General features: G+C 69.1%; 10 protein-coding genes. 1 reads left to right on the top strand and 9 read right to left on the bottom strand.

Going from position 1 to position 11,254, the window contains the following annotated elements; genetic code table 11:
* Positions 1–97: 97 nt before the first annotated feature.
* The 9 genes from ACFLIM_RS26245 to ACFLIM_RS26205 form a co-directional block, all read right to left on the bottom strand.
* Positions 98–625: a hypothetical protein gene (locus ACFLIM_RS26245; RefSeq protein WP_393169773.1), complete on the bottom strand. Its 528-nt coding sequence runs from the start codon at positions 623–625 to the stop codon at positions 98–100.
* Between the two features lie 33 nt (positions 626–658).
* Positions 659–1,855: an ImmA/IrrE family metallo-endopeptidase gene (locus ACFLIM_RS26240; protein ID WP_393169781.1), complete on the bottom strand. Its 1,197-nt coding sequence runs from the start codon at positions 1,853–1,855 to the stop codon at positions 659–661.
* Between the two features lie 720 nt (positions 1,856–2,575).
* Positions 2,576–3,163, bottom strand: coding sequence for a GTP-binding protein (locus tag ACFLIM_RS26235; protein ID WP_393169771.1), 588 nt, complete (start codon positions 3,161–3,163; stop codon positions 2,576–2,578).
* A complete protein-coding gene (locus tag ACFLIM_RS26230; protein WP_393169769.1) occupies positions 3,144–3,515 on the bottom strand; it encodes a DUF742 domain-containing protein in 372 nt (123 codons plus the stop codon). The genes ACFLIM_RS26235 and ACFLIM_RS26230 overlap by 20 nt, the downstream gene beginning before the upstream one ends.
* On the bottom strand, positions 3,512–3,928 hold the full coding sequence (locus ACFLIM_RS26225) for a roadblock/LC7 domain-containing protein (RefSeq protein ID WP_393169767.1): 417 nt from the start codon (positions 3,926–3,928) through the stop codon (positions 3,512–3,514). Before ACFLIM_RS26225 ends, ACFLIM_RS26230 begins: the two co-directional genes overlap by 4 nt.
* The gene (locus tag ACFLIM_RS26220; RefSeq protein ID WP_393169765.1) at positions 3,925–6,276 is read right to left on the bottom strand and encodes a sensor histidine kinase; all 2,352 of its coding nucleotides are present in this window, start codon (positions 6,274–6,276) and stop codon (positions 3,925–3,927) included. The genes ACFLIM_RS26225 and ACFLIM_RS26220 overlap by 4 nt, the downstream gene beginning before the upstream one ends.
* A 145-nt stretch (positions 6,277–6,421) precedes the next feature.
* Positions 6,422–7,942 carry a prenyltransferase/squalene oxidase repeat-containing protein gene (locus tag ACFLIM_RS26215; protein WP_393169764.1) on the bottom strand — a complete coding sequence of 507 codons (1,521 nt, stop codon included), beginning with the start codon at positions 7,940–7,942 and terminating at the stop codon, positions 6,422–6,424.
* Complete coding sequence (locus ACFLIM_RS26210) at positions 7,939–8,766, bottom strand: terpene synthase family protein (protein WP_393169762.1); 828 nt, start codon at positions 8,764–8,766, stop codon at positions 7,939–7,941. The genes ACFLIM_RS26215 and ACFLIM_RS26210 overlap by 4 nt, the downstream gene beginning before the upstream one ends.
* Positions 8,763–10,097 carry a cytochrome P450 gene (locus ACFLIM_RS26205; RefSeq protein ID WP_393169760.1) on the bottom strand — a complete coding sequence of 445 codons (1,335 nt, stop codon included), beginning with the start codon at positions 10,095–10,097 and terminating at the stop codon, positions 8,763–8,765. The genes ACFLIM_RS26210 and ACFLIM_RS26205 overlap by 4 nt, the downstream gene beginning before the upstream one ends.
* A gap of 130 nt (positions 10,098–10,227) precedes the next feature.
* Between ACFLIM_RS26205 and ACFLIM_RS26200 the strand changes: the two genes are divergently transcribed.
* The gene (locus tag ACFLIM_RS26200; protein WP_393169758.1) at positions 10,228–11,235 is read left to right on the top strand and encodes a polyprenyl synthetase family protein; all 1,008 of its coding nucleotides are present in this window, start codon (positions 10,228–10,230) and stop codon (positions 11,233–11,235) included.
* The last annotated feature ends 19 nt before the right edge of the window (positions 11,236–11,254 follow it).

Raw genomic sequence — 11,254 nt, 5'->3', positions numbered from 1 at the left:
GACAGGCCGCGACCCGCGCACGGCGGCCCTCCCACGCCCAAAACCAGGCTGCCAACTGCGGGAACGGCCCTCATCGAGGAATTGGACCCCAAAATGATCAACAGAATTCACGCCGTGGATCCAGGCTGAGGTGCTCCATCCACCATTTCTGTTCCGGGTCGACCCGCGGTGGTACGAAAGATGCCTGCTCATCGATCGCTCGGAGGAGCCGTGAAATCTCCTTGGGCGTGCGACCCGCCCGCTCGGTATAAGCACGTAGGAGCGCAGAAGTGCGCACTGGCTGCGGCAGTCCTGTGGAAATACATAGGCGATGCGCCTTCTTGTCGTCCGTGGCGAGCGGCATTGAGCGGGCCGCGGCCACTGCGATGGTCGCCGCCTCACCATCGTCCACTTCGGCTGCGTACTTGACGAACAATGCGAGCTCGTCGTGGGCAAGCTCCGTGATCTCCAAGCGGCCTGTTCGCACGTGCTCGGCCAGACTCACCGGTACGACGACGCGCTCGCCATCGACGGTGCTGCGGAGCGCCGAGACCTCTTGGGCCGCCTCGGAGACCATGACGAAGGTGAGATCGTTTGCCGCGGCGATGCCATCGAATTCTTGCGAGGCGATCAGATTGATGGCCACGCAGGCATCAAGTAGAAGACGCCCGGGCATGGCTCACCCCTCGGGGTCGAAAAGGTCGAAGATCTGCGGGGACCCGTCGTCACTCACGTCCGGGCTGCTGGTAAGGGCGCGGTAAATGTCGCGAGCTCCCACTCTGTCGGTATGGAGAAAGCGCGCGAACTGTCCTTCAGTGATCTCGCCTTGCACATAAAGCTGTACCGCCAGCGAACGGTAGTGCTGAGGCAGCGATTCTCCCTCGTCCAGGAGCTCGCCCAGGCCGGGGAGACGCTCACCCGCACGCGGGACGAACTTGTCGTCCACCAGTTTGTCCCAGGTGCCGCCCGGAATGAGCTGCAGATCTTCCAGCCGGTGGGTCATGGCCTGGACTGAAACCCGGTATGCCCTGGCCAGTTGCAACAGAGTGGCTGCGCTCGTCTTCCCGCCCTGGCTGCGTTTCAGTTCGTGGAACCGGCGTGCCAACCCACTGCGGGGCATGAGGAATGCCGCCGCGAACGCATCCGCGAATCGTTCGGCCTCGGGGACCCTGGTCGATCGGCCGAGCAGGGTGACCTCAGGTCGATCGCGGGAGACCAGGAAGTGCGCGTACTCGTGGGCCATGGCGAATCGGCGGCGCTCAGGTGGGTGGTTGACGTTGACCGCGACGCATCCGCCAAGCGGCTCCGCGTAGACGAACAACCCGGCGACCCGGGGCGGCAGAGGGAGAATGAATACGCGGATTCCGACGTCGTTTTCCAGGATTTCGCGTAGCCGTTCAATAGGGCCGTCTCCCAGGCCGAGCCGATTACGCTCGTCAGTTGCCAGGTCTTCGGCCTCGTCCGAGCCGAGTTCGAGGGTGCGCAATGCGGGATAACGCCGTGGCAACATGGCGCCGGCCTTACGTGCCAGCTCCAGATAGTCATCACAGATGCGCTCCAGATCGGTGATGACGGCTTCTATGTCGTGCGCCTGTGCTTTCATGCCGAGGGCAGCCCTGAACCGCGTTCCGACCGCGGTCGGTGGTTCCGAGGGGCGAAGGAGTTCGCTAACCGGCCGTCCATAGAGTCGAGCGAGGCGTGCCAGCTCCTCGGGCCGTATCTCACGACTCCCCTTCTCCATGGCGATGAGGAGGGGTCGGCTCACGCCCAGCTCGGCGGAGGCCTGCTGCTGAGTCAAACCACGAGCCTCCCGAGCGGCTCGGAGCCGGGCACCCAACGGGGACGCGCTCTCGTGTCCGGTAGTCACAGCATCCATAGTCATCACGCCGCCGTTCTTTCCCATAACCGGGGGGTACCTCCAAGTTCGGCTGAGATCACTGCCCACTCCTGACGGTAGGTACGGTAGAGCCATACGAGACCTTCAGGTGTGAGAGTTCGGGAAGCCGAACGTAATATCCGCTTTGAGACGTCGCGGCGAACACGACATGCAGATAGTGCAAGTCGTACATTTGTAACATGAGCAGAGAATTCGCCGTCGCAAGAAAATGATGAGGTAGTTGGTTTTAGAGGATCTCCCATTTGGTGCAGCCCGGACCTCTGACCGCTCGGGCGGTGAGCTCGGAGCGGGGCCTGTCGTCCGGCATGGTGATCCCTCTCAAGCTCCTGACTATGTCAATGTCAAGAGCGTACATCGGCACTCTCTCTTGTCAATATGTAAACGACGACGCCTCCGGACACCATTGTGTTGTCGCTGCGGAGACATGGCGTTGTGCGTCGAGCCGAGAGTCCCGACCGGCCGTCACCAGATGGCATGGAGACCGTCCATCTGGCCGCACGGGTCCCGGAAGTGTCGGAGGCGGCGCGTACGTTCTGGCCGTGTGGCGCCAAGGTCGTCCACGACCCGGGCCTGGTGGCGACGGCGGGCGGCCGGCGCTGGCCCAGCTCGCTGGGCAGGCTGCGACGTCAAGGTCAACGAATTCGAGGGGAGGCGCTGCCTGAGCTGTCGAAAGCGCGCAGCGCCCCCATGGCGAAGCCCCTAGCTGCCGACCGGTTCCGCGCGGAGCCGGGCCGAGTGCTTGACCAGGGCGATCAAGACTTCCCGGCTCGAGTCGCGCTTCCGGGCGTCGCACATGATGATCGGGATCGACGGGTTCAACTGCAGCGCCAACCGCACCTCGTCCAGCTCGAACGAGGGCGACCCCTCGAAACAATTGACCGCCACCACGAACGGCGTGCCCCGCCGTTCGAAGTAGTCCACCGACGGGAAGCAGTCCGCCAGGCGCCGCGTGTCCGCCAGGATCACGGCCCCCAGCGAGCCCTCCGCCAGCTCGTCCCAAACGAACCAGAACCGCTCCTGCCCCGGCGTGCCGAACAAGTACAGAACGTAGTCGTTGCCCAGCGTGATCCGGCCGAAGTCCATCGCCACGGTGGTGGTGCGTTTGGCCTCCACCGAGGTGAGGTCGTCCACGCCGATGCCGCGGTCGGTCAGGATCTCCTCGGTCCGCAGCGGCCGGGTCTCCGAGACCGCGCCGACCATCGTCGTCTTGCCCGCGCCGAAGCCACCTGCGACCAGGATCTTGATCGCCGTCGGCAGGCGCGGGCGGTCAGAGCGAGCGAAGACCATCGAGCACCGCCCTGTACATCTTCATGTCGTGCATGTCCACCTCGGATTGTGGTTCCTGGGCAGAGACGAGTTCGCGGTCGAACAGGTCGCCGAGCAGCACCCGGATCGTGCCGGCCGGCAGGTTGAGGTACGCGGCGATCTCGGCGACGGACTTGGGTTCGCGGCAGAGCTGGAGGATCCGCAGGTGCTCGGGGTCCAGCCCGGCGTCGGGCCCCGGCGGCGGTCCGACCGCCAGGGCCATGGAGATCAGGTCGAACCTCCCGTGCGCGGGCTGAGTACGGCCACGGGTCACCACGTAGGGCCGGATGATCTCCGGATCCACCCAGTGCTCGTCCGTGGGCTCGTCCCTCACCGGTCGCTCCTGGCCGCGGCCTCGTTGCGGGCTCCCGAGGTGAGGTACTGGCCGACCCGGGCGACCATCATCGCCATCTCGTACGCGATCAGCCCGATGTCGGCGTTCTGCGCGCACAGCACGGCCAGGCAGGCCCGCTCGCCCGCCGTGGTCACGATCAGGAACTGGGTCTTCCACTCCACGACCGTCTGCCGTACCGGGCCTCCGGAGACGTGGTCCGAGACGCCCTTGGCCAGGCTCTGCAGCCCGGAGGCGACGGCGGACAGGTGCTCGCCGTCGGTCCGCTGCAACCCGGCGGAGGAGGCCATCAGCAGGCCGTCGGAGGACAGCACGATGGCGTGGTCGGCCTCCTTGACCCGGCCGATGAGGTCGTCGAGCAGCCAGTTGAGGTCGGTGCCTGAAGTGGGGCTCATGCCTCACCTCCCGACTGTTCGTCCATCATCTTGGCCGCTTGCGTGCGGCCGAGACGGGTGCCTGACTGCAGAGATCCCATCATCGCGCGGATCTCCTCCGGCGAGCGCTCGTCATCGTCCTCCTCGAGGTCGGGCTGCGTGGGCGTCTCGTCCCGCAGCGCTGGCGCCAGATTGGCCTGAGGCACTCGTAGCGGCAGCCCTGACGGCGTGAACTCGGCCACAGGCTCCTGCTCCGGTTCCGCTGGCGGCTTATGGGTCTCGGTCTCGTTCTCGGCTTCCGGCTCTGGAGCGAGAGCAGGACGCGGCAAGGGGGCGGCGGCAGAGGCAGGCGGAGGAGCGGCAGGAGCGGGGCGCGCGGACCTGAGGGTGCGCACGTTCTCCGCCGTGGCCGGCCGCGCCGCCGTCGCCACCGCGGGCTGCCGGCGTGGCAGCCTCTCCCGGCCGCCGCCCTCCTGGGGCTCGGGCGTGGGATCGAGCTGTACGAGCTCCTGCGGCAGCAGCACCACGACCGTCGTCCCGCCGTACGGCGACGCCTTGAGCACCACCTGGATCTCGTGCCGCTTGGCCAGCTGGCTGACCACGTAGAGCCCCAGCCGGGCGGTGCCCGTGATGCGGAACTCGGGCGGGTCCGCGATGCGCTCGTTCGCCGCGTCCAGGTCCTCGGACTTCATGCCCAGGCCGCGGTCCTCGATCTCGATCACGTACCCGTTGGCCACGAGCTGGCCGCTGACCTGCACGTTCGTGTACGGCGGCGAGAACGACACGGCGTTCTCGATCAGCTCGGCGAGCAGGTGGATGACGTCACCGACGGCCCGGCCGATGAGCACCACCTCGCCCATCGGCATGAGCGTGACGCGGGTGTAGTCCTCGACCTCGGCCAGCGCGCCGCGGACCACGTCCACCATGGGGACCGAGCGGCGCCACGTACGGGCGGGGGCGGAGCCGGAGAGCACGATGAGGTTCTCGGCGTTGCGGCGCATGCGGATGGCCAGGTGGTCGAGCCGGAAGAGCTCCTTCAGCTCCTCGGGGTCGGTCTCGCGGCGCTCCATCACGTCGAGCACGGTCAGCTGCCGGTGCACCAGGCCCTGCGTCCTGCGGGCCAGGCTGAGCAGGATATCGCGGATGCTGCGGCGCAGCTCCGCCTGCTCGGCGGCGACGCCGACCGCGGTGCGCTGCACCGTGTTGAACGCCTGGCCCACCTGGCCGATCTCGTCGTCACCGAAGTCCAGCGCGGGCGCCTCCCTGGCCAGGTCCACCTCCTCGCCGCGGCCGATGCGCTCGACGACGCCGGGCAGCCGGTCGTCCGACAACTCGTGGGCGGCGTCGCGCAGCTTCTTCAGCTGGGCGAGCAGCTGCCTGGTCGTGGTGATCGACAACACGATCGAGGCGATGACGGCGAGCAGGCCGAGGCCGCCGGCCAGGACGAGCCGGACGATCACGCCGATGGCGACGGGCGTGATCCGCTCCAGGAGCCGGTCACCGCCGGCCAGCGTCACCGTCTGCATGCTGGAGAGCGTGGCCTCGGCGGACTTGCGCCACTCCTCGCCGCTCACCGGAAGCGGATCCATGGCGACGTCGTACCGGATGAGCTGCGCCTCCATGGCCTGCACCCGGGTGACGGGCGCGGTCTTGAGCCACGCGTCGAAGGACGCCCGGTCCTCGGGCGGGAGCTTCTGCAGCGCCTCGGACAGCGTGTAGCGGAAGACGCCCGCGGTCCTGACGAACTCGGCGTGCTCGGCCCGGGTGAAGCCGCCCTTGGCGAAGACGCCGGCCAGCAGCGCGTCCTCGCGGGCGAAGATCTCCCGCGAGCGGTGCATCTCGGACAGCGTACGGCCGTCCTCGGCGATCTTCTTGTCGTCGAACTCGGCGACGGAGTCGTACATGCGGTAGAAGGAGTCGATGAGGGTGTTGTACTGCGTCGCGGCCTGCGTGAGGTCGGACTTTCCGGCGTCGATCGACTTTCTGGCGGCCGCCAGCCTGCCCAGCTGGACCTTGACCTCCGCCAGCCGCTGCCTGAGCGACTCGTCCATGGCGAACTCCACCACGGTGCCCGTGGCGGCGCTCTCGAACTCGGCGCGCAGGGCGTCGGTCTTGGTGCGCTGATCACGCATCGCCCGGTCCAGGTCGCGCGTGCCCGCGCCCAGGCGGGAGACGGTCAGGCGGCGCTCGCGCTGCAGCTCGACCAGCAGGGGCTCGCTCGGGTCGATCACGCCGCTGTTGACTGTCGCGGCCCACAGCAGGTTGACGCCCTCTCGCAGCGTCACCCAGGCGGCGAACGCCCACAGACACGCGAGCGACACGATGAGTGCCGTGACCTTCGCTCGGACACTGGCGTTACGGAAGCGCATCGAGCCCACCCAGAGAGAAAGCAGCGCGGTCAGCGTGCCATGTCAAGAGAAAGAAATGGGCATCCCAGGAATCTGACACTTGGGTCACCCTAGCAACGCCACATTGCTCCCTCAACACGAAAGAGCACCATTAGGCCGCTATGTCCTATTTTTTCCTAGTAAATTCTCCGTTGGTGCGCGTCCGCGTTACATGCAGAGCGGCCAGGACGGCCGCCCGCACAATTGCTGTCGGAGTGTAAAGGTCCTTGTCATGCCACAGGGGCGGGTAATCCGATAAATCGCCCACACGGGTCAAGAACTCGTATCCATGCACCGCCGCTCGCACGCACCGCTCGTCCGGCTCGGGCCCGGACAGCAAGAGAGCCTGTACGGCGTACGCCGTCTCCTCCGGCATCCCCGTCCACCGCCCCCACGATCCGTCGTCCCGCTGGGTGGCCAGCACCCATTCCCTGGCCGCCAGGACGGCCCCGGCGTACTGGGGGCCGCCGAACTCGCCGAGCGCCAGCACGCAACTGAGCGTGGCATAGTACGGCGAGGCGTGCCACCGGTCGTTCCAACTCCCGTCGGCCTGCTGCAGCCCGGCCAGCCAGCGGGCCACGCGGGCCATCACCGGCCCGTACGTGCCCGCGGCCGAGGGCCTGGCCAGCACATACTGCCCGAGCGCGTCGAGCACGTGGGCGTTCACGCTGACCGAGAAGCCGTCCTCGCCCTGCCAGGTGCAGAAGTGCGCCCCGGTGTCGAACGTCGTCAGCGACCCGGGCTCGCACGGCATCCCGAGCAGCGCCAGGGCGTAGAGCGCGACGCTGGTGGTGTCCGCGTCGGCGGGCAGCCCGGCCCCGGCCGGCGTGCCGTCCGGCCCGATCGCGGCCCTGAGGTCGGCGGTCATCTCCGGTGGCACCTCCACCGGCACGCCCGCCCTGACCAGCCAGCTCAGCACCCAGGCCCGTTCGAAGACGGTGATCGGCAGGCCGACGGGCACCGGGCCGCCATAGCGCTTGGCCACCGCCTCCAGGTGCCGCCGGGCGGAGTCGGCCGAGTCGGGCGGCGCGAGGCCGTCCAGCCAGGCGGCCGTCGCCGCGGGGGAGGCGCCGACCGTACCGATCGAGGTGGGCCGCACGGCGCCGGCCCTGGAGCCCGCCGCGCCCGCCACCTCGAACACGTGCAGGAGCTTCTGCGGCGGCTCGCCACCGGACTCCAGCAGCCGCCTGACCAGCCCGAGGCGGGTGCCGTCCATGCCGGGCGGGAGCGGCAGCGGCTCGGCGCAGCCGTGGTCGTTGATGAGCGCGACCAGATGCGGCACGATCAGCTCGATCGCCGGCGTGTCCGGCAGCTCGGGCGGCTCTGGCAGCACCCGGCGCAGGGCCTCCAGCCCGGCCAGCGCGGCCGGCATGAGGGCGGCGGGGTCGCCGTCGCCGCGCTCGGCCGCGGCCAGCAGCGCCTCCGTGGCACTCAGCGTGGGCACCAGCCCGTAGCCGTCGGGAGCGCCCCAGCAGCCGTCGCCGCGCTGCTCTTCCAGCAGGTACGCCACCCGCTCCCGCTGCCCGACCAGCCAGGGCGCGATCGTGACCAGCCGCCCGGTCTCGTAGACGGACGGGGACACCTGTCCCCAGGGTTTGGCCATGAGCTCGGCGACCAGGCCGTTCGCCCGCCGAGTGAGGTCGGTCACGAGGGAGCCCAGAAGTCGGACAGCCCGTAGAAGCCGGCGCTGTAGTGGATCTGCCAGGTCAGGTACCCGGCCGCCCGCGGGTAGGCGTCCCGCAGCGGCTCGATCAGCCCGGCGGCCTCCCGCGCCAGCTCGGCCATGCGCGCGTTCACCTCGTCGAGGCCCATCCCCAGCGTGAACGCGTTGACGTCGCCGGAGCCGGCCTCCCGGTGCCGCGTGGCCACGTCGTTGAGCAGCCGGAGATAGCGCTGCACCGCGTCGCCCGCGGGCCGCAGCCGGTCCAGGTCGTCGGGGGAGCCGGCCAGTCCGGTGCGGATCCAGTGCGAGACGCCGATGAAGTAGGCGCCGCAACTGTCGGCGTTGTCCAGGTACTCCTCGATCGTCGGGCCCTGCTCGGCCCTGCTCCAGTCCCATTCGCGGGCCATGGCGCCCAGCATGCGTCCGAGCTGGTCCCGCCAGGCCGCCTCCAGCGCGGGCAAGGCGCCGAGCTCGGCCCGCAGGTCGGCGAGGAAGGCGGCGACGGGGGACTCGGTCCCGTCCAGGCACTCGGCGACCACGGTGTTGACCTGCTCCCGAGAGGTCGCCTCCTCGTCGATCAGCCGGTCGACCGCGAACACCAGCAACGAGGAGCGGTTCACCACGCGCAGCTCCTCGACCGTGGCCCAGGGCGAGCCGAACGCGCCCGCCAGCGCCAGCGAGCCGTAGAGCCCGGCGTCGAAGGACTTCTCCGGGAAGAGCCCGTCGTACCGGGTGGCCACGCGGGCGAGATCGCGGCCGCCCGCCACGGCCAGGGCACATGTCCGGCCGGTCGCGAAGGACTCGGTCATGCCGGTACGAGCGTCATCGACAGGCCGGCCATGGGACGCAGCGAGGAGGCCAGGCGCGGCGTCACCGGGCCGTCGTGGTGCACCACGGGCCGGTACTTCCGCAGGATCCCCCCGATCAGCAGCGGCGCCTCCATCATGAACAGGTGCTGCCCCAGGCACACGTGCGGGCCCGCGCCGAACGGCCAGTACGCGTACCGGTGCCGCTTGCCCTCGTTCCCGGGCGCGAACCGCTCCGGGTCGAACACCAGCGGCCGGTCCCAGAACCGCGGCAACCGGTGCGTCAGGTACGGGCTCAGCAGCACGGTCGAGCCCGCCTCGATCGTGACCCCGCCCACGACGTCGGCCTCCAGCGCCTTGCGGGGCAGGATCCACCCCGGTGGGTAGAGGCGCAGCAGCTCGTTGACGAACATCCGGAGGTAGACCAGGTCCGGCAGGTGCGCGGTGCTGATCGGGTCGCCGCCGACCACCCGGTCGATCTCCTCGTACACCTTGGCGGCGATCTCCGGGTACGTCTGGAGCACCGGCCAGGCCCAGGTCAGCGCGGTCGCCGAGGTCTCCGTGGAGGCGCCGTGCATGGCGACCAGGTCGTCCCTGATCCGCCGGTCGCCCTCGGCGCCCGTCTCGTCCTGGCGCGCCTTGCACAACCGCGAGACGACGTCGTTGCCCTCCTGGTCCTCGGCCCTGGCCTGCCTGATGCGCGGGTAGACGACCTCGTCGATGGCCTTGATCGCGCGCTTGAACGCCTGGTCGCCCGGCATCGGGAAGAGCTCGGGCACGAAGGGCATCAGCAGCCGGATGGCCTTGGCGGTGACGGCCACGTCGTACGCGGGCACCAGCCGGTTGATGTCGGCCACCGAGATCTTCGCGCCGAAGAACAGCCGCACGATCGTCGGGTGCACGATGGCGGAGACGCCCTTGGCCACGTCGAACGGGCGGCCGGGGACGACGGTCTCCTCGATCAGCTCGTTGATGATCTCGGCCATGCGCTCGGCCAGGGAGTTCACGTACTTGGCGGTGAACAGCGGCTGCAGGATCCGGCGGCTGTCGGCCCAGCTCTCGCCGTCGGACAGGATGCCCTCGCCCAGCAGCGGGGCCAGGGGGTCCCAGAACATGCCCTCACGCACGTAGTTAGGCTGGTTACGAGCGAGCACGTGCTGGACGTGGTCGGGGTGCGTCACCAGATAGGGGCGGAACGGACCCATGTTCAGCCGGACGAGGTCCCCGTTGGCCTGCGTTCCGGCTTCCTCGAACGCGTTGACGGGGACACGCGCGTGTCTTGTGAGTTTGCGGAGGAACGGGACTGTTCTGGTGGGGGCGGCGTCGATCGCCACGGGTTATTCCTCCATCGCCGACGGTGTCCGTCTCACATCCCGGACATTTCCTGACAAATGTCAACCGTTGGGTGGAGTATCACATGCTTATGCATGTAGATTCAAGATCGTACAGGGGTAGGAGTACCTTTTGAATCTGAGCCATCCCTTGAGTGGCGTCATCGCTCGTTGCCGGCGTCTGCTCGACCCCGCTCTCCGTGAGGCGGTCTCCGTGCTGCATCCGTGGGGCGGCAGGATGGCGGCGTTCGCGATGGGCTGGTCGGACGCCGACGGCCGGTCCCATGGCGGGGACGGCGGCAAGAGCGTGCGGCCTGCCATCGCCATGCTCAGCGCGGAGGCCGTCGGCGCCCCCGCGGAGTCGGCGCTGCCCGGGGCGGTGGCGGTGGAGCTGGTGCACGCGTTCTCGCTGGTGCACGACGACATCATCGATCACGACGAACGGCGCAGGCACCGCGAGGCGCTCTGGAAGGCGTACGGCGTGGGGCCCGCGCTGCTGGCCGGCGACGCGCTCCTGGCCCTGGCCGTCAGCCAGCTCGCAGGGCGGCCCGAGGCGATGAAATATCTGTCGGCGGCCCTGATCGAGCTGGTCCAGGGGCAGACGGCCGACATGGCGTTCGAGAACCGTCCCTGGCGCGGTGCCAACGAGGTCACCGTGGAGGAATACACCGAGATGGCCGCGGGCAAGACCGGCGGGCTGCTGGGGGCGTCCGCCGCGGCGGGCGTGGCCCTGGGCGGCGCGCCCGAGCTCGCGGACCGCATGTGGGACATGGGGCGGGATCTCGGGGTGGCGTTCCAGATCGTGGACGACATGCTCGGCATCTGGGGCGACCCGAGCGTCACAGGCAAACCCGTGCACAGCGATCTGCGGCGCGACAAGAAAACGTTTCCGGTGCTCGCGGCCCTCGCCACGGACGGCCCCGCCGCCCGCGAGCTGTCCGCCGTCCTGGTCGACGGCATCACGGACGAGCGCTCCGCCCGGCAGGCGGCCCACCTCGTTGAGGAGGCCGGCGGCCGGGCCGCGGCCCAGGCCCTGGCGGACCGGTACGTGGCCTCGGCCCTGAACATCATGGACGAGTGCCTGCCGGACGCCACGGACCTGCGCGCCCTGTGCGACTCCCTGGTGAACCGGGTCAACTGAACGGGGGCCGCATCGAACC

Origin of the sequence: Nonomuraea marmarensis, assembly GCF_043197025.1 — a bacterium.
Taxonomy (GTDB): domain Bacteria; phylum Actinomycetota; class Actinomycetes; order Streptosporangiales; family Streptosporangiaceae; genus Nonomuraea; species Nonomuraea marmarensis.
Note: the sequence above shows the minus strand (reverse complement) of the source record. Positions and strands in the feature narration are given on the sequence as shown.